This window comes from Streptomyces sp. NPDC038707, assembly GCF_040636485.1.
In the GTDB taxonomy this organism is placed as follows: Bacteria; Actinomycetota; Actinomycetes; order Streptomycetales; family Streptomycetaceae; genus Streptomyces.
In genome coordinates this window covers 185,798-207,437 of the sequence record NZ_JBEZUP010000003.1, presented here as the reverse complement: position 1 = coordinate 207,437, position 21,640 = coordinate 185,798, and the positions used below count along the sequence as shown (strand labels likewise).

18 protein-coding genes and 1 tRNA gene are annotated in these 21,640 nt (G+C 71.6%); 13 read left to right on the top strand and 6 right to left on the bottom strand.

The features are described from left to right. Positions 1-468: 468 nt before the first annotated feature. The 6 genes from AB0E62_RS05835 (at position 469) to AB0E62_RS05810 (ending at position 7,564) form a co-directional block, all read left to right on the top strand. Positions 469-1,515 (top strand): ABC transporter substrate-binding protein, encoded by a 1,047-nt coding sequence (locus AB0E62_RS05835; protein ID WP_362188615.1) that lies wholly within the window; start codon positions 469-471, stop codon positions 1,513-1,515. Positions 1,516-1,567: 52 nt separating this feature from the next. Further along, positions 1,568-2,413 carry a siderophore-interacting protein gene (locus AB0E62_RS05830; RefSeq protein WP_362188612.1) on the top strand — a complete coding sequence of 282 codons (846 nt, stop codon included), beginning with the start codon at positions 1,568-1,570 and terminating at the stop codon, positions 2,411-2,413. 124 nt (positions 2,414-2,537) lie between these two features. Then, complete coding sequence (gene desA / locus AB0E62_RS05825) at positions 2,538-4,004, top strand: lysine decarboxylase DesA (RefSeq protein ID WP_362188610.1); 1,467 nt, start codon at positions 2,538-2,540, stop codon at positions 4,002-4,004. After that, the gene (locus tag AB0E62_RS05820) at positions 3,988-5,274 is read left to right on the top strand and encodes a lysine N(6)-hydroxylase/L-ornithine N(5)-oxygenase family protein (protein ID WP_362188607.1); all 1,287 of its coding nucleotides are present in this window, start codon (positions 3,988-3,990) and stop codon (positions 5,272-5,274) included. Before desA ends, AB0E62_RS05820 begins: the two co-directional genes overlap by 17 nt. Then, the gene (locus AB0E62_RS05815; protein ID WP_362188604.1) at positions 5,271-5,795 is read left to right on the top strand and encodes a GNAT family N-acetyltransferase; all 525 of its coding nucleotides are present in this window, start codon (positions 5,271-5,273) and stop codon (positions 5,793-5,795) included. The genes AB0E62_RS05820 and AB0E62_RS05815 overlap by 4 nt, the downstream gene beginning before the upstream one ends. Then, entirely contained in the window at positions 5,792-7,564 is a 1,773-nt protein-coding gene (locus AB0E62_RS05810; RefSeq protein ID WP_362188601.1) for an IucA/IucC family siderophore biosynthesis protein, read from the top strand. Before AB0E62_RS05815 ends, AB0E62_RS05810 begins: the two co-directional genes overlap by 4 nt. A 65-nt stretch (positions 7,565-7,629) precedes the next feature. On the opposite strand, the gene AB0E62_RS05805 is transcribed toward AB0E62_RS05810, so the two are convergent. Continuing rightward, entirely contained in the window at positions 7,630-9,234 is a 1,605-nt protein-coding gene (locus tag AB0E62_RS05805; protein ID WP_362188598.1) for a beta-N-acetylhexosaminidase, read from the bottom strand. Between the two features lie 83 nt (positions 9,235-9,317). Between AB0E62_RS05805 and AB0E62_RS05800 the strand changes: the two genes are divergently transcribed. Continuing rightward, entirely contained in the window at positions 9,318-10,202 is an 885-nt protein-coding gene (locus AB0E62_RS05800) for a DUF4429 domain-containing protein (protein ID WP_362188595.1), read from the top strand. A gap of 36 nt (positions 10,203-10,238) precedes the next feature. Here AB0E62_RS05800 and AB0E62_RS05795 read toward each other — a convergent pair whose 3' ends face one another. Continuing rightward, a complete protein-coding gene (locus tag AB0E62_RS05795) occupies positions 10,239-11,804 on the bottom strand; it encodes a metallophosphoesterase family protein (protein ID WP_362188592.1) in 1,566 nt (521 codons plus the stop codon). Positions 11,805-11,969: 165 nt separating this feature from the next. Between AB0E62_RS05795 and AB0E62_RS05790 the strand changes: the two genes are divergently transcribed. Beyond that, a complete protein-coding gene (locus AB0E62_RS05790; protein WP_362188589.1) occupies positions 11,970-12,227 on the top strand; it encodes a hypothetical protein in 258 nt (85 codons plus the stop codon). A gap of 80 nt (positions 12,228-12,307) precedes the next feature. After that, on the top strand, positions 12,308-14,125 hold the full coding sequence (gene glmS / locus AB0E62_RS05785) for a glutamine--fructose-6-phosphate transaminase (isomerizing) (protein WP_362188586.1): 1,818 nt from the start codon (positions 12,308-12,310) through the stop codon (positions 14,123-14,125). A 67-nt stretch (positions 14,126-14,192) separates the two neighbouring features. On the opposite strand, the gene AB0E62_RS05780 is transcribed toward glmS, so the two are convergent. Then, positions 14,193-14,768 carry a GPR1/FUN34/YaaH family transporter gene (locus AB0E62_RS05780; RefSeq protein WP_362188584.1) on the bottom strand — a complete coding sequence of 192 codons (576 nt, stop codon included), beginning with the start codon at positions 14,766-14,768 and terminating at the stop codon, positions 14,193-14,195. Positions 14,769-14,895: 127 nt separating this feature from the next. Next, entirely contained in the window at positions 14,896-15,423 is a 528-nt protein-coding gene (locus AB0E62_RS05775) for a universal stress protein (RefSeq protein WP_362188581.1), read from the bottom strand. Between the two features lie 316 nt (positions 15,424-15,739). Between AB0E62_RS05775 and AB0E62_RS05770 the strand changes: the two genes are divergently transcribed. The 4 genes from AB0E62_RS05770 (at position 15,740) to AB0E62_RS05755 (ending at position 18,578) form a co-directional block, all read left to right on the top strand. After that, on the top strand, positions 15,740-16,009 hold the full coding sequence (locus AB0E62_RS05770; RefSeq protein WP_362188578.1) for a hypothetical protein: 270 nt from the start codon (positions 15,740-15,742) through the stop codon (positions 16,007-16,009). A gap of 379 nt (positions 16,010-16,388) precedes the next feature. Further along, entirely contained in the window at positions 16,389-17,612 is a 1,224-nt protein-coding gene (locus AB0E62_RS05765; protein ID WP_362188575.1) for a helix-turn-helix domain-containing protein, read from the top strand. Between the two features lie 183 nt (positions 17,613-17,795). Then, positions 17,796-18,398 (top strand): oligoribonuclease, encoded by a 603-nt coding sequence (gene orn, locus AB0E62_RS05760; RefSeq protein ID WP_362188572.1) that lies wholly within the window; start codon positions 17,796-17,798, stop codon positions 18,396-18,398. Between the two features lie 107 nt (positions 18,399-18,505). Continuing rightward, positions 18,506-18,578 (top strand) — tRNA-His (locus tag AB0E62_RS05755). Positions 18,579-18,697: 119 nt separating this feature from the next. On the opposite strand, the gene AB0E62_RS05750 is transcribed toward AB0E62_RS05755, so the two are convergent. Both AB0E62_RS05750 and AB0E62_RS05745 read right to left on the bottom strand, forming a co-directional pair. Then, the gene (locus AB0E62_RS05750) at positions 18,698-19,753 is read right to left on the bottom strand and encodes a LacI family DNA-binding transcriptional regulator (protein WP_362188569.1); all 1,056 of its coding nucleotides are present in this window, start codon (positions 19,751-19,753) and stop codon (positions 18,698-18,700) included. Between the two features lie 87 nt (positions 19,754-19,840). Then, complete coding sequence (locus tag AB0E62_RS05745) at positions 19,841-21,283, bottom strand: GH1 family beta-glucosidase (RefSeq protein ID WP_362188566.1); 1,443 nt, start codon at positions 21,281-21,283, stop codon at positions 19,841-19,843. Positions 21,284-21,640: the final 357 nt, after the last annotated feature.

Below are 21,640 nucleotides of genomic sequence, written 5' to 3'. Positions count from 1 at the left end.
CTTGACCCACCCGGCGTGCAGGCGAGGCGCGACCGCGTACCACCTACCGCCCCACAAGACGCTGAGCCGACCCGGCGTGCAGGCGAGGCGCGGGTGCGTCCCCCGCCCTACGGTGCCCGGTCAGCTTGCCCGGTGGTCCGGTGCCGGGCTGGGCCACTGTCCTTCCGGGCCGCTCGCTCGCTTCTGCCCCGTGCTGGAGCGGGCCGTGTCAAGGGTGGGCCGCAGGCCCATCGCCGAAGGCGACGCGCAGCGCCCTTGAGGCGGACCGTGGAAGCACGACACTCACCCAGAAACGAGCGGCCCCACGGTCACTTGAGAGAAGAGGTGAAGGCGTCCCACGTGACGGGACTGACGCCACCTCGACATGGTGCGCGCCAACCCACCCCCTGGACATCAGCTGAGGTTAGGCTAACCTACCTTCGAACCTGTCCGGCGGGCGCTCCGCCCCGGTCGAAAGCAGTCATACCCATGTCCCATGCCCGTGCCACCCACCTCACCCGCCGCGGACTGCTCGCCGCGGGCGGCGCCCTCGGTCTCGGTGCCGCGCTCGCCGCCTGCGGGGACGACAAGGGCAAAGACGGTGGCTCCGGCGGGAGCACGGGCACGGGCAAGTCCGGCCCCTGGTCGTTCAAGGACGACCGCGGCACGACCGTGAAGCTGGACAAGGTCCCCGCGAACATCGTCGCGTTCACCGGCGTCGGCGCCGCGCTGTACGACTACGGCATCCAGGTCAAGGGCGTCTTCGGCCCGACGAAGACCACCGCCGGCAAGCCCGACGTCCAGGCCGGCGACATGGACATCAGCAAGGTGACGATCCTGGGCAACACCTGGGGCCAGTTCAACATCGAGAAGTACGCCTCCCTCGCCCCGGACGTACTCATCACGACGATGTTCGACGGCTCCGGCACCCTCTGGTACGTCCCCGAGGAGTCGAAGAAGAAGATCGGCCAGCTGGCCCCCAGCGTCGGCATCTCCGTCTACGACCGTCAGCTCACCCAGCCGCTCCAGCGCATGTGGGACCTCGCCGCCTCGCTCGGCGCGGACATGAAGGCCGCCAAGGTCACGGACGCCAAGAAGCGGTTCGAGGACGCCGCCGCCCGGCTGCGCGCCGCCGCCAAGGCCAAGCCGGACCTCAAGGTGATGGCCGGCAGCGCCAGCGACCAGCTGTTCTACGTCTCCGGCAGCAACCTCTCCATCGACCTGGAGTACTTCAAGTCCCTCGGCGTGAACTTCGTGGAGCCCCCGGAGAGCGCCAAGAAGCAGGGCGGCGGCTGGTACGAGTCGCTGAGCTGGGAGAACGTCGACAAGTACGACGCCGACATCATCATGATGGACGACCGCTCCTCGGCCATCCAGCCCGCCGACATCACCAAGGCCACCTGGAAGAAGCTGCCCGCGGTGAAGGCGGGCCAGGTCATCCCCCGCTCCCCCGAGCCGATCCTCTCGTACGACAAGTGCGTACCGCTGCTCACCCACTTGGCCGAGGCCCTGGAGAAGGCCAAGAAGGTCAGCTGACGACGGTCCAGCCCGCCCACAAAGCCCTGAACACCACCCTCAGGAGCCACACATGACGACGGCCGTAGCCGCCCCGTTCCGTTTCTTCTCCCTCCAGGTCGTACGGACGAGGCGGCTCGGCCCGTCCCTGGTCCGGGTCACCTTCACCGGTTCCGACCTGCACGCCTTCCACTCCGACGGGCACGACCAGTCCCTGTCGCTGTTCCTTCCGCACCCCGGGCAGAGCGAGCCCGCGGTCCCGCTGGAGCTGGGCGACGGCTGGTGGCAGGGCTGGCGGGAACTGCCGGACGACGTACGGGCCGTGATGCGCTCGTACACGCTGCGGGCGCTGCGCCGCGACCCCGACGAGATCGACATCGACTTCGCGCTGCACGGCGTCGAGCCGGGCGCCGCCACCCCGGCCGGGCCCGCCTCCCGCTGGGCCGCCCGGGCCGCCGCCGGCGACCGGGTGCTGCTGCTCGGCCCGGCCGTCGCCGACAACCGGGCCATCCGCTTCCGCCCGCCCGCGGACACCGACCTCGTCGTGCTGTGCGGCGACGAGACGGCCGTGCCCGCCGCGACCTCGATCCTCGAAGCCCTGCCCGCCGGCACCCGGGTGCGGGCCTGGCTGGAGGTGCCGCACGCCGGTGACATGCAGGACGTGCGCACGGAGGCGGACGCGGAGATCACCTGGCTCGTACGGCACGACGGGTCCCCCATGGCCGTCGACGCCGTACGGGCCGCCCCGCTGCCGGGCGCCGAGCGGCCGTATGTGTGGCTCGCCGGGGAGTCCGGCCAGGTCAAGGCGTTGCGGCGGCACTTCGTCGGCGAACGCGGGGTGGACCGGCGGCGCGTGACGTTCGTCGGCTACTGGCGCCAGGGGCTGACGGAGGAACAGCTCCGCGCGACGGGCGAGTAGGCCCCGAAGCCCTCCCCCTTTGGCTTGTTCCGGTCTTGGGAGAGGCACGCCTCCACCCGTGAAACTTAGGTTAGGCTAACCTAAGCTCATCCCCGCACGGATCGTCCCCCCGGAGGACCCCCACATGCGCTCGCACCTGCTCAATGGCCTCACCGCGGAGCACTACCGCCGCTCCGTGACCGAAGGAGTCGAGCGGGTGGCGGCCAAACTCGCCACCACCGACCGTCCGTTCACCGGCGTCACCGTGGACACCCTCTCCCCCGCCATCGACGCGATCGACCTCGACCGTCCGCTGGGCGACACCACCGCCGTCCTGGACGAACTGGAGGACGTCTACCTGCGGGACGCGGTCTACTTCCACCACCCGCGCTACCTGGCCCACCTCAACTGCCCGGTGGTCATCCCGGCGGTGCTCGCCGAGGCCGTGCTCTCCGCCGTCAACTCCTCGCTGGACACCTGGGACCAGTCGGCCGGCGGCACCCTCATCGAGCGCAAGCTCATCGACTGGACGGCCGCCCGCATCGGCCTCGGCCCCGCCGCCGACGGCGTCTTCACCTCCGGCGGCACCCAGTCCAACCTCCAGGCGCTGCTGCTCGCGCGGGAGGAGGCCAAGCCGGGGCGGGCCGGGTGGGAAGAGGGGGACTCGCTCGCGAAACTGCGGATCTTCGCCTCCGAGGCCGGCCACTTCAGCGTCAAGAAGTCCGCGAAACTGCTCGGGCTCGGCCCGGACGCCGTCGTCACCGTCCCCGTCGACCACGACAAGCGCATGCAGACGGTCGCCCTCGCCCGCGAACTGGAGCGCTGCGTGCGCGACGGCCTGGTCCCCATGGCCGTCGTCGCCACCGCCGGCACCACCGACTTCGGCTCCATCGACCCGCTGCCGGAGATCGCCGGGCTGTGCGCCCAGTACGGCGTGTGGATGCACGTGGACGCCGCCTACGGCTGCGGGCTGCTCGCCTCCCTGAAGCACCGGGACCGCATCGACGGCATCGAGCGCGCCGACTCGGTCACCGTCGACTACCACAAGTCCTTCTTCCAGCCGGTCAGTTCCTCCGCCGTGCTGGTCCGGGACGCGGCCACCCTGCGGCACGCCACCTACCACGCGGAGTACCTCAACCCGCGCCGGATGGTGCAGGAACGTATCCCCAACCAGGTGGACAAGTCCCTCCAGACCACCCGCCGCTTCGACGCCCTCAAGCTGTGGCTGACCCTGCGCACGATGGGCGCCGACGGCATCGGGCAGCTCTTCGACGAGGTGTGCGACCTGGCCCACCAGGGCTGGGAACTGCTCGCCGCCGACCCGCGCTACGACGTCGTGGTCGAACCCACCCTGTCCACGCTGGTCTTCCGCTACATCCCGGCCGCCGTCACCGACCCGGCCGAGATCGACCGGGCCAACCTCCACGCCCGCAAGGCCCTGTTCGCCTCCGGTGACGCCGTGGTCGCGGGCACCAAGGTGGCCGGCCGCCACTACCTGAAGTTCACCCTGCTCAACCCCGAGACCAAGGCGGACGACATCGCCGCCGTCCTCGATCTGATCGCCGGCCATGCCGAGCAGTACCTGGGAGAGTCCCTTGACCGCGCGTCCTGACAGCCCGACCGAGACCTACGACTTCGTGGGGATCGGGCTCGGCCCCTTCAACCTCGGCCTCGCCTGCCTCACCGAGCCGATCGACGGACTGCACGGCGTGTTCCTGGAGTCCAAGCCCGGCTTCGAGTGGCACGCCGGAATGTTCCTGGACGGCGCCCACCTCCAGACCCCGTTCATGTCGGACCTGGTCACCCTGGCCGACCCCACCTCGCCGTACTCCTTCCTCAACTACCTGAAGGAGAAGGGCAGACTGTACTCGTTCTACATCCGCGAGAACTTCTACCCGCTGCGCGTCGAGTACGACGACTACTGCCGCTGGGCCGCCGGGAAACTGAGCAGCGTCCGCTTCGGCACCACCGTCACCGAGGTCTCCCACGACGGTGAGCTGTACGCCGTGCGCACCGCGGCCGGGGACACCTACCGCGCCCGGCACCTGGTGCTGGGCACCGGAACCGCCCCCTTCGTCCCCGAGGCGTGCCGGGACCTCGGCGGGGACTTCCTGCACACCTCCGAGTACATGCACCGCAAGGCGGAGCTGCTGGGGAAGGAGTCCATCACCGTCGTCGGCAGCGGGCAGAGCGCGGCCGAGATCTACTACGAGCTGCTCTCGCAGATCGACACGCACGGCTACCGGCTCAACTGGATCACCCGCTCCCCGCGGTTCTTCCCGCTCGAGTACACCAAGCTGACCCTGGAGATGACCTCCCCGGACTACATCGACTACTTCCGGGCGCTGCCCGAGGAGACCCGCTACCGGCTGGAGAAGCAGCAGAAGGGCCTGTTCAAGGGCATCAACTCGGATCTGATCGACTCCATCTTCGACCTGCTGTACCAGAAGAACGTCGAGAGCGGCGACCGCGGGGTGCCCACCCGGCTGCTGACCAACTCCACGCTGCGCACGGCGTCCTACGCGGACGGCTCGTACACCCTCGGCTTCCACCAGGACGAGCAGGGCAAGGACTTCGAGATCCGCACCGAGGGACTGGTCCTGGCCACCGGCTACCACTACACCCCGCCGGCCTTCCTCGCCCCCATCCGCGACCGCCTCCGCTTCGACGGCCACGGCCGCTTCGACGTGGCCCGCAACTACAGCGTGGACGTCACCGGCCGCGGGATCTTCCTGCAGAACGCCGGCGTCCACACCCACAGCATCACCAGCCCCGACCTGGGCATGGGCGCGTACCGGAACGCGTACATCATCCGAGAGCTCCTCGGCACCGAGTACTACCCGGTCGAGAAGTCCATCGCCTTCCAGGAGTTCGCAGCATGACCTTCACGTTCCGCCCCGTAGACCCCCTGGACGACGCCAAGCTGCTGTATTCCTGGGTCACGCATCCCAAGGCCGCCTTCTGGATGATGCAGGAGGCGCGGCTGGAGGACGTCGAGCGGGCCTACATGGAGATAGCGGCCGACGAGCACCATCACGCGCTGTTCGGGCTGCGCGACGGTGAGCCGGTGTTCCTGATGGAGAAGTACGACCCCGCGCACCGCGAGCTGGTGGGGCTGTACGAGGCGCGGCCGGGGGACGTCGGGATGCACTTCCTGACGCCGGCCACGGACCGGCCGGAACACGGGTTCACCCGGGCCGTGCTCACCGCCGTGATGGCGCACCTGTTCGAGGACCCGGCGGTGGAGCGGGTCGTGGTCGAGCCGGACGTCCGCAACACGGCGGTGCACGCCCTGAACGCGGCCGTCGGGTTCGTGGCCGAGCGGGAGATCGACAAGCCGGAGAAGCGGGCGCTGCTGAGCTTCTGCACCCGCGAGCAGTTCGAGAAGGCGGTGACCGCATGACCCTCGCCGACACCGTGGCCCATCTGTCCCCCGAGCGGTGGGCGAGGGCCAACCGGCTGCTGGTGCGCAAGGCACTGGCCGAGTTCGCGCACGAGCGGCTGATCACGCCGCAGGAGCAGGACGGCGGCCGGTACGTCGTCCGCAGCGACGACGGGCTGACCAGCTACCGGTTCGCCGCCGTGCGCCGGGCCCTGGACCACTGGCAGATCGACCCGGACTCGGTCACCCGGCACCGCGACGGCAGTGAACTGCCGCTCGCCGCGCTGGACTTCTTCATCGAGCTGAAGGAGTCGCTGGGGCTGAGCGACGAGATCCTGCCGGTGTACCTGGAGGAGGTCTCCTCCACCCTGTCGGGCACCTGCTACAAGCTCACCAAGCCCCGGGTGACCTCCGCCGAGCTGACGCGGGCCGGGTTCCAGGCGATCGAGACCGGGATGACCGAAGGCCACCCGTGTTTCGTCGCGAACAACGGGCGGCTGGGCTTCGGCGTCCACGAGTACCTGTCGTACGCGCCGGAGACTGCGAGTCCCGTCCGGCTGGTGTGGCTGGCCGCGCACCGCTCGCGGGCCGCGTTCACGGCCGGCGCCGGGATCGAGTACGAGCCGTTCCTGCGCGAGGAGCTGGGCGAGGAGACGGTGGCACGGTTCCGGGCCGTTCTCACCGGCCGGGGCCTGGACCCCGCCGACTACCTGTTCATCCCGGTCCACCCCTGGCAGTGGTGGAACAAGCTCAGCGTCACCTTCGCCGCCGAGGTGGCCCGGAACCTTCTGGTGCCGCTCGGCGAGGGCGACGACGAGTACCTGGCCCAGCAGTCGATCCGCACCTTCTTCAACACCAGTGCCCCGCACAAGCACTACGTGAAGACGGCGTTGTCGGTCCTCAACATGGGCTTCATGCGGGGTCTGTCGGCCGCCTACATGGAGGCCACCCCGGCGATCAACGACTGGCTGGCCCGGCTGATCGAGGACGACCCGGTGCTGAAGGCGAGCGGCCTGTCGATCATCCGGGAGCGGGCGGCCGTCGGTTACCGGCACCTGGAGTACGAGCGGGCCACCGACCGCTACTCGCCGTACCGCAAGATGCTGGCCGCGCTGTGGCGGGAGAGCCCGGTGCCCTCGCTGGAGGAGGGCGAGTCCCTGGCGACGATGGCCTCGCTGCTGCACGTCGACCACGAGGGCGCCTCCTTCGCGGGCGCGCTGATCGAGCGGTCGGGCCTGTCCCCGGTGGAGTGGCTGCGGCGGTACCTGCGGGCCTACTACACCCCGCTGCTGCACAGCTTCTACGCCTACGACCTGGTGTTCATGCCGCACGGCGAGAACACGGTCCTGGTGCTGAAGGACGGGGCGGTGCGGCGGGCGGTCTACAAGGACATAGCCGAGGAGATCGCCGTCATGGACCCGGACGCGGCGCTGCCCCCCGAGGTGGCGCGGATCCGGGTGGAGGTCCCCGAGGACAAGAAGCTGCTGTCGATCTTCACGGACGTCTTCGACTGCTTCTTCCGCTTCCTCGCCGCCCAGCTGGCCGCCGAGGGCGTCCTGGAGGAGGACGGCTTCTGGCGCACGGTCGCCGAGGTCACCCGGGAGTACCAGGAGGCGCACCCCGAACTGGCCGAGCGGTTCCGGCAGTACGACATGTTCGCCCCGGAGTTCGCGCTGTCCTGCCTGAACCGGCTCCAGCTGCGGAACAACCGGCAGATGGTGGACCTCGCCGACCCGTCCGGCGCGCTCCAGCTGGTCGGCACCCTGAAGAACCCCCTCGCCGGCTTCTGAGGGCCCCACGGGCGGACGGGCACCCCGGGGTACGGTCCCCCGGGGTGCCCGTCGGTGTTCACCGGTCAGGGTGCCGGCCAGGGAACCTCCGGCGAGTGGTAGTAGCCGATGCCGAGGGCGTCCCAGCGCGGGCCCTGTGCGGCCAGCCGCTCCCGGTAGCCGTCCCAGCCCAGCCGGGCGGCCGGCGACCAGCCCAGCTCGGCCGCCCCGGCGAACCGGGGGAAGGCCAGGTACTCGATGTCGGCGGAGGTCCGCACGGTCTCCGACCACAGCGGTGCCTCGACGCCCCGGACGGCCGAGGCGGGCACCCCGGCGAGGTAGGCGCCCGGGTCCCAGTCGTAGGAGCGCCGTGCCTCCACCAGGCCCGCCCACTTGGTGCCGATGGGGGTGGCGGCGTTGTACTTCATGTCGAGGTAGACGCGGTCGGCCGGGGACAGGATCAGCTGGGTGCCGTTCCGGGCGGCCTCGGCGACCTGTTCCTTCTCGGCGGCGCCGGTGCGGTCCAGGCCCCAGTACTGGGCGAGGGCGCCGCGGGCCGGGTGGGCGCCGGTGAGCTGGTGCCAGCCGATGACCGTCTTGCCGTAGCGGGCGACCACGGGCTGGACCCGGTCCATGAAGCTCACGTAGTCGGCGTGGCTGGTGGAGTACGCCTCGTCGCCGCCGATGTGCAGATAGCGGCCGGGGGTGAGCGCGGCCAGCTCGCGGATCACGTCGTCCACGAAGTCGTAGGTGACCTCCTTGGGCACGCACAGCGAGCTGAAGCCGACCTTGGTGCCGGTGTAGGGCGGGGGTGCCACGCCGTCGCAGTTCAGTTCGGCGTAGGAGGACAGGGCCGCGTTGGTGTGGCCGGGCATGTCGATCTCGGGGACCACCTCCAGATAGCGGGAGGCGGCGTAGCGGACGATCTCCCGGTACTCGGCCTTGGTGTAGTAGCCGCCCGGGCCGCCGCCGACCTGGGTGGCGCCGCCGTGGGTGGCCAGGCGCGGCCAGGAGTCGACGGCGATGCGCCAGCCCTGGTCGTCGCTGAGGTGCAGGTGCAGTTCGTTGACCTTGTAGAGGGCCACCTGGTCGATGTAGCGCTTGACCTGGGCGACGGTGAAGAAGTGCCGGGAGACGTCGAGCATGGCGCCCCGGTAGGCGTAGCGGGGGCGGTCCTGCACGGTGCCGCCGGCGATCTGCCAGGGGCCTCGCTGGACGGTCTTCTTCTCGACGGTCGGCGGCAGGAGCTGACGCAGGGTCTGGACGCCGTGGAACAGCCCGGCGGGGGTGCGCGCGGTGAGGGTCACGCCGCCGGCGGCGCTGTGCAGCCGGTAGCCCTCGGCGCCGTAGTCGCCCTTCTGCAGGCGGAGCCGGATGCCGCCGCCGCCGTGGTCGGTGACCGGCAGCGGGTAGCCGGTGGACGGGCGCAGGATGCCGGCGAGGTACGCGCCGACGCGGCGGACCTCGGCGGAGCCGCCGACGCGGATGCGGGTGGCGCGGGTGATGCGGTAGGGCGCACCGCCCGGTGTGACGGAGACGGGCGCCGGGACCACGCGTTCCAGTGGCGTGGGGGCGGCGGCGGCCCGGGCCTCGGTGGCCGCGCCGATGCCGGAGGCACCGGCCGCCGCGAGCAGCAGCAGGGTCGCGAGGATGCGGGACGTCCGGGGAGTCGTGCCGTGGTTCGGTCTCACATGCGCTCCCTTCGGTGGGGGGAGGTGACCCTCGGACGGGGTCGTCCTCCACTGTGCCGCAGATCGGGTGAAACAATCCCCCTATGGCGGACATCATCCAGAAGGACGGCACCTGGGCCTTCGACGGCGACGCCCTGCGCATCACCCCGGGCCGGGAGAAGAACGTGAGTCCGCTCCGCCGTGAGCTGGGCGAACTCGTCGTGCCGCTGGGCGCGTTGGCCGGTGTCTCGCTGGAACAGGGCCGGAAGTCGGGACGGCTCAGGCTGCGGCTGCGCGACGGCGCCGATCCGCTGCTCCAGGCCACCGCCGGCCGGCTCACCGAGCCGCACGACCCGTACCAGCTGGCCGTGGAGCCCGACCGGTACGGCGTGGCGGAGTACGTCGCCGACGAGGTGCGCAACGCCCTGCTGCTGGAGGGGGTTTCGCCCGCACCGGTCGACGCGTACCTGCTGCCGGGACCGTCGCTGCCGGTGTCCGCCTCGGCCGGGGACGGCACGGCGGGCTTCGACGGGGAGCGGGTGCGGCTGGAGTGGAACTGGAAGACGGAGGAGTCCAAGGCGTCGGCCGGCCCGCGCACGATCGCCCTCGCGGACATCACCGGGGTGGAGTGGCAGCCGGCGGCCGGTCTGGAGAACGGGTACCTGCGGTTCCTGGTGCGCGGCGCCCCGGTCGGCGCGCCGCCCAAGTACGACCCGAACGCGGTGGAGTTGTGGGGGTTCCGGAAGGACCCGCTGATGGCCCTGGTCGCGGCGGCGGTGCAGGCGCGGCTGCCGCACCCCTCGGCGGCGCGGGCGGAGGCGGGGCGGATCCCGGCGCAGCGGGCCGTGGAGCCGGCCGGTGCGCCGGCCGGGGACGACCACGACACGCTGCTGCGGCGGCTGCGGGAACTGGGCGAGCTGCACCGCGACGGGGTGCTCACGGACGAGGAGTTCGCGCTGGCCAAACAGGCGGTCCTCAGGCGCCTGTGAGGAAGGCGCCTGCGAGGACCGCCCGCGGGGCGGGGGCTACTTGGCCGTGCGGGACACCGTGAAGTGGTCGATGCGGTCGCCGGTCTCGGCGATGCCCGACACCTTCAGGGTGGTCTGGCGGCCCCTGGGCGCGGGGCTGACGTCCACGCGCAGGAAGGAGTAGTTCAGGTAGCGCACCCGGGACCAGCCGACGGTCTCGTGGACCTTGCCGTCCCTGGTGTTGACGAACGAGGCGACGGAGTCGGTCGCGTGCTCGTGGCCCTCGTAGGTGTCGGGGGCGGAGAAGGCGTACAGGCTGCGGCCGGCGGCGCCGGCGGTGACGTAGACCACGCCGTCGGTCTCGGGGTAGGCCGTGCCGCCGATGGGCAGTTCCTTGGCGACCTCGCCGGCCTTGATGACGTCGGTGCGCTCGTACTGGTGGTTGTGGCCGTTGATGACCAGGTCCACGGTGTACTTCTCGAACAGCGGCACCCACTCCTGGCGCACCCCGCCCTCGGAGGCGTGGGCGGTGGAGGTGCAGTAGGCGCAGTGGTGGAAGAAGACCACGATGAAGTCCACCTCCTTGGCGGCGCGGTACTTCTTCAGCTGCCCTTCCAGCCATGTCGTCTGGGTTCCGCCGGAGATGCCCAGGTTCGCCGGGATCTCGAAGGAGATGTCGTTGGCGTCGAGGGAGATGACGGCGGTGTTGCCGTAGACGAAGGAGTAGACGCCGGGCAGGTTCTTCCGGTCCGGGCCGTTGTCCGGCAGGGTCCAGCGGGCGTCCTCGCCGCCGTAGCCGTTGGGCGAGTACCAGGCCTCCATGTCGTGGTTGCCGTACGCCGGCATCCACGGCACCTGCTTGGCGACGGTCTCGGTCTGGGCGAGGAAGGAGTCCCAGGTGCGCGCGTCGAAGCCGGTGTCGGCGGTCTTGCCCGCGCCGGACGGGTCGGCGTAGGCGATGTCGCCGGCGTGCAGGTGGAAGGCGGGGTTCTGGCCGAGCAGGAGGCTGTTGTTGGCCAGGCCGTGGTAGCCGACGCCCTCGTCGCCGAAGGCGGTGAAGGTGAACGGCGCCTTGTGGGCGGGGGCGGTGGTGAAGGTGCCCACGGTGCCCAGCAGGTGCGGCTCGGCCGGGTCGAAGCCCTGGTGACCCACGCCGTAGTAGTACGTCCGGCCCGGGCGCAGGTGGGTCAGCCTGGCGTGCAGGTAGTACTGGGTGTGGTCGCCGCTCGCGCCGACCCCGGCCGGGGTGTACAGGGTGCGGACCTCGGCCTCGATCCGGCGGGAGAGGTCCCAGGGGTGGGCGCCGATCCGGACGAACGGCTTCCTGACGGCGACCGGGACCTGCCAGGAGACGGTGATCTCGGTGCGCGGGTCGTTGCCCCAGGCCAGGTGGCGGCCGAAGGGGGCGACACGGGCGCCGTCGACCTGGGCCGCGGCGGGGGCGGAAGACCGGGTGGGCACGGCGGCCCGGGCGGTGGCACCCGGCACGAACGCGCCACCGGCGACGGCGCCCAGCGTGACCGCGCCGCCCCTGATCATGGTGCGCCGCGAGAACCTGGCGCGCAGGTACTCGTGCTGTTCGGCCATGCTCATGCGCTCGGCCAGCTTCTCGGGAACGCCCATACGAGGAATGTCCATGGCGTCTGAAACTGGTCGGCTCGGGCAACGGGATGCCGGACTCCGGGTGGACGGTGGGCGAACAGGGCGCCATAAGAGTTTCAACAGCCCTCTGCCCGGAATCGGGCACGATTCTTGCGAAACAGGCGCCGGTACCCCAGGATCTACCGGGTGCACGACGAACTCGTAGATCATCTGACGCGGTCCACGCCCCTGAGCCGGGGCGAGGCGCTGCGCGTGGTCCAGGACGTGCTCGCCTACTTCGACGAGACGGCCCAGGAGTACGTCCGTCGCCGCCACCGCGAGCTCCAGGCCCAGGGCCTGGTGAACGCGGAGATCTTCCAGCGGATCGAGGCGGACCTGAAATACCGGGCGGTGGCGCCGCCGGAGCTGACGCTCAGGCAGCTGCGCCGCATGGTCTACGGCTGACCGGCGGCCCCGGCCCACCCAGGACAGCCCGGCCCCCACCGCCGGCCCGGACCAGCGACACCCAAGGGATACCTCTATACATGTGCGGAATTGTCGGTTACATCGGGAAGCGTGACGTCGCCCCCCTCCTCCTGGAGGGCCTCCAGCGCCTGGAGTACCGCGGCTACGACTCCGCGGGCATCGTCGTCACCTCCCCGAAGACGCCCGGTCTGAAGATGGTCAAGGCCAAGGGCCGGGTGCGCGACCTGGAGGCGAAGGTCCCGGCGCGCTTCAAGGGCACCACCGGCATCGCCCACACCCGCTGGGCCACCCACGGCGCCCCCTCCGACGTGAACGCCCACCCGCACATGTCGGCCGACCAGAAGGTGGCCGTCGTCCACAACGGCATCATCGACAACGCCGCCGACCTGCGCCGCAAGCTGGAGGCGGACGGAGTCGAGTTCCTCTCCGAGACCGACACCGAGGTCCTCACCCACCTGATCGCCCGCTCGACGGCCGAGAAGCTGGAGGACAAGGTCCGCCAGGCGGTCCGGCTGGTCGAGGGCACCTACGGCATCGCCGTCCTGCACGCCGACTTCCCGGACCGCATCGTGGTGGCCCGCAACGGCTCCCCGGTCGTCCTCGGCATCGGCGAGAAGGAGATGTTCGTCGCCTCCGACATCGCCGCGCTGGTCACCCACACCCGTCAGATAGTGACCCTCGACGACGGCGAGATGGCCACCCTCAAGGCCGACGACTTCCGCACCTACACCACCGAGGGCACGCGCACCACCGCCGAGCCCACCACGGTGGAGTGGGAGGCCGAGTCGTACGACATGGGCGGCCACGACACGTACATGCACAAGGAGATCTTCGAGCAGGCCGACGCCGTGGACCGGGTGCTGCGCGGCCGGATCGACGACCGGTTCTCCACCGTGCACCTCGGCGGCCTCAACCTGGACGCCCGCGAGGCCCGGCGGATCCGCCGGGTGAAGATCCTCGGCTGCGGCACCTCGTACCACGCGGGCATGATCGGCGCCCAGATGATCGAGGAGCTGGCCCGCATCCCCGCCGACGCCGAGCCGGCCTCCGAGTTCCGCTACCGCAACGCGGTCGTGGACCCCGACACCCTGTACATCGCGGTCTCCCAGTCCGGTGAGACGTACGACGTCCTGGCGGCCGTGCAGGAGCTGAAGCGCAAGGGCGCCCGGGTCCTCGGCGTGGTCAACGTGGTCGGCTCGGCGATCGCCCGCGAGGCCGACGGCGGCGTCTACGTCCACGCGGGCCCCGAGGTCTGCGTCGTCTCCACCAAGTGCTTCACCAACACCACGGTGGCCTTCGCCCTGCTGGCGCTGCACCTGGGCCGCACCCGCGACCTGTCGGTCCGCGACGGCAAGCGGATCATCGAGGGCCTGCGCAACCTGCCGCGGCAGATCTCGGAGATCCTCGACCAGGAGGAGGAGATCAAGCGGCTGGCGGAGAGCTACGCCGACGCCCGCTCGATGCTCTTCATCGGCCGCGTCCGGGGCTACCCGGTGGCCCGCGAGGCCTCCCTGAAGCTCAAGGAGGTCTCCTACATCCACGCCGAGGCCTACCCGGCCTCCGAGCTGAAGCACGGCCCGCTGGCCCTCATAGAGCCGGCCCTGCCCACGGTCGCGATCGTCCCCGACGACGACCTGCTGGAGAAGAACCGCGCCGCCCTGGAGGAGATCAAGGCCCGTGAGGGCAAGATCCTCGCGGTGGCCCACCGGCACCAGGAGAAGGCGGACCAGACCATCATCGTCCCGAAGAACGAGGACGAGCTGGACCCGATCCTGATGGGCATCCCCCTCCAGCTCCTCGCCTACCACACGGCGAAGGCGCTCGGCCGGGACATCGACAAGCCGAGGAACCTCGCCAAGTCCGTCACGGTCGAGTAGGCGCCCCCACAGACACCGCCACAGAACGGACCCCCGCGTGTGCCACCGGTCACGCGGGGGTCCTTTCTCATGCCGCTCGACTTCGGCCGGTGGCCGTCACCCCCCGGCCCGCGGCACGCCGGGACACCGCCGTCGGCCAGTGCGCGAGCGCCGCCGTCGCCGCGTACCAGGCCACCGCGCCCGAGGCGACGGCCGCCCAGCCGCCGGCCCGGGCGAGCACGGAACTGCCGGCGAAGGCCGCCACGGCCAGCACCAGCATGGACAGGAACAGCAGCCCGTACAGCAGCCGGCCCAGGGCGTCCCGGCCGGTGAGGGTCAGGGTCAGGGCCACCAGGGCGAACAGCACCAGGAAGAGGCCGGCGGCGTTGGCCGGTCCGCGGTCCGACACGGCCCAGGCGAACCACAGGGCGCCGAGGGTGACGTACCCGGCGCCGGAGGCGGCCGCGCCGTCGTGCAGGGCCAGCAGGCCGACGAGGAAGAGGGTGACCCCGCCGACGTAATGGGCCACGGTCACGGTGTCGGAGGCGCCCACGCCGTGGATGACGCCGGTCGTCCCGAGCCCGAACGCCAGGAGGGTGAGGGCGAGGGCCAGCCGGCCGGCCACGGCGGTGGTCACGTTTCCCGCGGAGACATCGTTGTCCACGGCGGGCTCCCTTCGTGCAGGTGCGGTGGTGCGGTGCCCGGTATATGCCCCCCACCAGGGCCGGAACACCTGCTACGGGCGAGTAGTTCGCCTGTGCGCCAAGGGAGTTGGCGGGGCGTGGGATGCCCTAGGGAATGACGATCACGGGCCGTCGCGCCCGCTTGGCGAGCCGTCCCGCGACGGAGCCGAAGATCCGGCCGACGATGCCGTGGGTGGAGCCGACCACGATCGCGTCGGCCTCGTACTCCCGCCCCACCTCTTCGAGTTCGTGGCAGATGTCCCCGCCCCGCTCGACCAGGATCCAGGGGACCTCGGCCAGATAGTCGGCACAGGCCAGTTCGAGCCCCAGGACCTCGGTGCGGTGGTCCGGGACGTCGACGAAGACGGGCGGTTCGCAACCGGCCCACACGGTGGTCGGCAGCCGGTTGGCGACATGGACGATGATCAGGCCGGAGTGGGAACGGTGGGCCATGCCGATCGCGTAGGCGAGGGCGCGCTCACTCGAGGTGGAGCCGTCGAAGCCGACGACGACTCCGTGCCGGAAGGCGGGGTCGCAGGAAGGACGTGACGCTTCCGCCGCCAGGGGATCGGTCGCCGTGGGGTCGGCGACCGGCCGCTTGCGGTCCGCGGGTTCGAAGAATTCGTGACCGGCCATGGCTGTCTCGGCGTTGTGATCCTTTATGGGAAGGGACGACAGTGTGCGGCGGAGCTGTGTCCGGGAAACATCTTCCCAAGCCCATACCCCCAAGGGTACGGCGGCACGCCTCCTGAGCCCAGATCCCGCGCACGCTCCGTAAGCGGTCCCCCCGCCATCCGCAGGGGTTCACCGGAGCATGCACGAGCCGCGCCCGTAACGCAATGGTTGCTGCCCCGTACAGGCGGTTTGCACGGCGTTCACAGGTGTACCGTCGGTGACCGGCCGGTCGAACACGCGTTGAACGCGGGTGAGCCACCGCCACAGGGAGTACGAGATGCCCGGTCCCCGCCCCAGCAGCGACCCGCACCCCGCGCCGGACGCCGTCGGCGAGGTCATCGGGTGGGCGGCCTTCAGCTGCGTGCTCGTACCGGTCGTCCTGCTCTGGTACGGCGCCTCGCTCGCCGGTGCCGCCGGCACCGCGCTGGGCCTGACCGCCGTCACGGCCGTCTGCCGGGTGCTGCTGCGCCGGTCCGAGCGATGTGCCGCGCGTTGCGCCGCGCAAAGAGGTGGACGTCACACCCGGGGTCAGACACCGGTCGACTGACCTGTTTTCGCGCCTCCGAACGCTGCTTTTCAGCCAACTTCTGGATATCGCCCAGGAGAGCTCCGACCCACCCTCCAATCCCCGTTCCACCTGCAAGGAAAGGGTCCACAGGCCGGCGTGCACCCTATGCGGTTTGGCCACCGCCACAAGGCGCACTTCCCTGCACGCCCCGGGAGTGCAACGCTTCGTGATCGAATGCTTCACGCCAAGTTGTCATGTCGACAATGTCCGGCGTGTCGAACTGGCCACCGCGTGATCGCGGGAACCAGTAAATTCGATCTTGACTGTCTTTACGGCGGGGGACTCGTGCAGGACCGAGGGGAAACGTGCAGGAGCGACACAACCGAGGAGCCGCGACCACCGAGGGGGGCTTAGCAGTATGAGCCACGACTCCACTGCCGCGCAGGATGCCGCAGCCCGGAAGCTGTCCGGGCGACGCCGTAAGGAAATCGTCGCGGTGCTGCTGTTCAGCGGCGGCCCCATCTTCGAGAGTTCCATTCCGCTTTCGGTGTTCGGCATCGACCGCCAGGACGCCGGCGTACCGCGCTACCGGCTGCTGGTGTGCGCGGGCGAGGAAGGCCCCCTGCGGACCACCGGGGGCCTGGAACTCACCGCACCGCATGGGCTGGAGGCGATCTCCCGCGCCGGGACCGTCGTCGTGCCGGCCTGGCGGTCGATCACCTCGCCGCCGCCGGAGGAAGCGCTCGACGCGCTGCGCCGGGCACACGAGGAGGGCGCCCGCATCGTCGGGCTGTGCACCGGTGCCTTCGTGCTCGCGGCGGCCGGACTGCTGGACGGCCGCCCGGCGACCACCCACTGGATGTACGCGCCGACGCTGGCCAAGCGCTATCCGTCGGTGCACGTCGATCCGCGGGAGCTGTTCGTCGACGACGGCGATGTGCTGACGTCGGCGGGCACGGCGGCCGGGATCGACCTCTGCCTCCACATCGTGCGGACGGACCACGGCAACGAGGCGGCCGGCGCGCTCGCCCGGCGCCTGGTGGTCCCGCCGCGCCGGTCGGGCGGGCAGGAGCGCTACCTCGACCGGTCTTTACCCGAGGAGATCGGCGCCGACCCGCTGGCCGAGGTCGTCGCCTGGGCGCTGGAACACCTCCACGAGCAGTTCGACGTGGAGACACTGGCGGCACGCGCCTACATGAGCCGCCGCACGTTCGACCGCCGGTTCCGCTCGCTCACCGGGAGCGCGCCGCTGCAGTGGCTGATCACACAGCGGGTGCTCCAGGCGCAGCGGCTGCTGGAGACGTCGGACTACTCGGTGGACGAGGTGGCGGGCCGCTGCGGCTTCCGCTCCCCGGTGGCCCTGCGCGGCCACTTCCGCCGCCAGCTCGGCTCCTCCCCCGCCGCCTACCGGGCCGCCTACCGGGCCCGCCGGCCGCAGGGCGACAAGCCGGGCGAGCCGGAGCCGGCGGTGCCGGTGACCGGCCCGCAGGGCGCGCCCACGGGTCTGTCCGGCCCGGGACCGGCGGGCGGCCCCGCCCCCGCGCTGCTCCACGAGCACCGCGACGGCGGGGTCCCGCTGCAGAGCCGCCGCGCCCCGGCCGGCGCGGTGGGTCTGCTCCCGGGCCCGCGCAGCGGTAACTGAGCGCCCCGGAGGAGGGGGGCGGGCATGTCCCGCCCCCCTCCTCCGCTCCGGGTCCTGCGCTCCGGGACCTTTGCTCCGCAGCCGGGACGACGGCCCTTGCCGCGGGGCACGGGAGTACGGGGGTACGGGGGGCACGGGGACACGGGGGCACCCAAAGACTCAGGTGCGCTTTAGGGTGGTCGCATGAACGATCGCATGGTGTGGATCGACTGCGAGATGACCGGCCTCTCGCTGTCCGACGACGCGCTCATCGAGGTGGCCGCCCTCGTCACCGACTCCGAGCTGAACGTACTCGGCGAGGGGGTGGACATCGTCATCCGCCCGCCGGCCCGGGCGCTGGAGACGATGCCGGAGGTGGTGCGTCAGATGCACACCGCGTCCGGACTGCTCGCGGAGCTGGAGCGGGGCACGACCCTCGCGGACGCCGAGGAGCAGGTCCTGGCGTATGTGCGCGAGCACGTGAAGGAGCCCGGCAAGGCCCCGCTGTGCGGGAACTCCGTGGGCACCGACCGCGGCTTCCTGCTGCGGGACATGCCGACCCTGGAGGACTACCTCCACTACCGGATCGTCGACGTCTCCTCGGTCAAGGAGCTGGCCCGCCGCTGGTACCCGAGGGCGTACTTCAACAGCCCGGAGAAGAACGGCAACCACCGGGCCCTCGCCGACATCCGCGAGTCGATCGCCGAGCTGCGCTACTACCGCGAGGCCATCTTCGTGCCCCAGCCCGGCCCGGACTCCGACACCGCCCGGCAGATCGCCGCCCGGCACGTCGTCCCCGCGTCGTAGCCGCTCCGTGGCGGCCCGCGCGAAAACGTGTGCGCGAGCACCCCTGAGGACCCTGTAGACTTCTTCTCGGCCGGTCGGGGAAACGACAAGTTCCACCGCCGGTCGTGGTGGGTGTAGCTCAGCTGGTAGAGCACCTGGTTGTGGTCCAGGATGTCGCGGGTTCGAGTCCCGTCACTCACCCTGAGTGATCAGCCGGTGACTCCGTCGAAGACGGGTCACCGGCTGATTCGTTTTTCCGTTTTTCCTCCCCACGCCTTCTCACCGGCCGGGATCCGTGCGGGCCCGGCCGGTGAGGCGCGTCACGACGACGCCCGCACCACCAGCCGCACCGGCAGCACCGCCCGGCGGGGGGTCTCCTGGCGCCCCGCGCCCGGGCCCCGGCCGGCGATCTCCGCGAGGAGCAGGTCGATCATCGCGCGGCCCATCTCCTCGATGGGCTGGCGGACGCTGGTGAGCGGCGGGTCCATGTGCCGGGCGATGGCCGAGTCGTCGTAGCCCACCAGCGCCACGTCCTCCGGGATCCGGCGGCCCGCCTCGCGCAGCGCCTGGCGGGCGCCGGCCGCCATCACGTCCGAGCCCGCGAAGACCGCATCCAGGTCGGGGTGGCGGGACAGCAGGGTGGCCATCGCCCGCCGGCCGCCCTCCTCGGTGAAGTCGCCCGGCTCGATGAGGAGTTCGTCCGCCGGACGGCCCGCGTCGGCGAGGGCGTCGCGGTAGCCGTCGGCGCGGCGCTGGGCGCCGTAGACGTCCAGCGCGCCGGTGATGTGCGCGATCCGGCGGCGGCCCCGGGACAGCAGGTGTTCCACGGCCGCGCGGGCGCCGCCGTAGTTGTCGGAGTCCACCGAGGTGAGCGACTCGGCCGCCGAGCGCGGGCCGCTGATCACGGCCGGGATCTCCAGCTCGTCCAGCAGATCGGGCAGCGGGTCGTCGGCGTGCACGGAGACCAGCAGCACGCCGTCCACCCGGTGGGCCGCCAGGTACTGGGCCAGCCGCTGCCGCTCGCGGTCGTTGCCCGCGAAGATCAGCAGCAACTGCATCTCGGTGTCGGACAGTTCCGCGCCGACCCCGCGCAGCATGTCGGAGAAGTAGGGTTCGGCGAAGAAGCGGGTCTCCGGTTCGGGGACGACCAGCGCGATGGCGTCGGTGCGGTTGGCCGCGAGGGCGCGGGCCGCGGTGTTGGGGACGTAGCCCAGCTCGGCCACGGCCGCCTCGACGGCGGCGCGGGTGGCGTCGCTGACCCGGGGCGAGCCGTTGATGACCCGGGAGACCGTGCCCCGCCCGACCCCGGCCCGGGCGGCGACCTCCTCCAGGGTCGGCCGCCGGCCGCCCCGGCCCCTCACACCGTTGCCTGCCATGGTCGCCGCCTTCCGTTCACCGCCGTCAGGCCAGGAATGTAACAGCGTGACGGCGGCGCCTTCGATTCCGCGGGCGGCCGGCGGCCGTCAGGCGGGCAGGGCGTTGTCGCGGATGACCCCGGCGTACCAGTGGGCGCTCGCCTTGGGGATGCGGCGCTGGGTGGAGTAGTCGACGTAGACGGCGCCGAACCGCTTCGAGTAGCCGTAGGACCACTCGAAGTTGTCCAGCAGGGACCACAGGAAGTAGCCCCGCACGTCGGCTCCGTCGGCGATGGCACGGCGGACGGCGTCCAGGTGGGAGCGGAGGTAGGCGATCCGCTGCGGGTCCTCGACCCGGCCCTCCGGGGAGACGTAGTCGTCGAACGCGGCGCCGTTCTCGGTGACCATCAGCGGCAGGCCGGGGTGACGGGCCGACATCTCGGTCAGCAGGGTGTGCAGCCCGTTCGCGTCGATGGCCCAGTTCATGGCGGTCAGGTCGTCGTTGGCGAGGTGGAAGGCGACCTGCTCGGAGCCGGTCCACGGGGAGTGGTCGCTCGCGCCGTGGCCGTCGTTGCGGGTGCTGGCGGCGCCGTCGGCGGGCAGCGAGACCACGGTCGGCGAGTAGTAGTTGACGCCGAGCACGTCGATGGGGCGGGAGATCTCCGCCAGGTCCCCGGCGCGCACCAGCTCCTCCCAGTCGACCAGGTGCGCGGTGTCGCGCAGCAGGTCCTCGGGGTAGGCGCCGTCCAGCAGGGGGCCGGTGAAGATCCGGTTGCCGACGGCGTCGATGCGGCGCGCGGCCTCGGCGTCCTCGGGGCTGTCGGTGAGCGGACGCACCTGGTGCAGGTTCAGGGTGATGGAGAGCTGCGCGGAGGTGGGCAGGGCCGCGCGCAGGGCGCCGACGGCCTCGCCGTGGGCCAGGTTCAGGTGGTGGGCGGCGCGCAGCGTGGCGGCCGGGTCGGTCCGGCCGGGGGCGTGCACGCCGGAGCCGTAGCCGAGGAAGGCCGAGCACCAGGGCTCGTTGAGGGTGGTCCACATACCGACCCGGTCGCCCAGGGCGCGGGCGGCGAGGGTGGCGTAGTCGGCGAACCGGTGGGCGGTGTCGCGGTGCGGCCAGCCGCCCGCGTCCTCCAGCTCCTGCGGCAGGTCCCAGTGGTAGAGGGTGGCGACCGGGGTGATCCCCGCCTCCAGGAGGGCGTCGGTCAGGCGCCGGTAGAAGTCCAGGCCGCGCTCGACGGCGGGGCCCCGGCCGGTGGGCTGGATGCGGGACCAGGAGAGGGAGAACCGGTAGGCCTTGAGGCCGAGGTCCTTCATCAGCGCCACGTCGTCGCGGTACCGGTGGTAGTGGTCGGCGGCGATGTCTCCGGTGTCGCCGTTGCGGACCTTGCCGGGGGTGTGGCTGAACGTGTCCCAGATGGAGGGGGTGCGGCCGTCCTCGGTGGCGGCGCCCTCCACCTGGTAGGAGGCGGTGGCGGCGCCCCAGACGAAGCCGGTCGGGAAGGAGGTGTCGGCGGCCTGCTGGACGGTGGGCTCGGGTCGTACGGCGGTCATGGTGAGAGCGCTCCCAAAGCGAAGAGAAACGGTTGACGGACGGCGGCCCGGCCGTGCGGGAGCCGGTCGCGGGCGGGACGGGGCAGGGCCCGGCCGCGGTGCCGGGTGGGCGTCGCGGCCGCGGCGGGGAGGCCGGGGCCGCGGCCGTGGCCGGCACGGCGGGCCTGCCGTCGGGCAGGGCCCCGGCGGGGCCGGGTGGTGTCCGGTCCGGTACGGCCCGCTGCGGGGCGGATGAGGAGGTGGGCGGTACCGGACCGGACACGAGGGTGGGCCGGCTGCGCGGGACGCGCGCCGGCGGGGGGGACCCGGGCCGGCCCCGGGCGGGCCGGTCCGGCGGGACGGGCCCGCGGCCGGGGC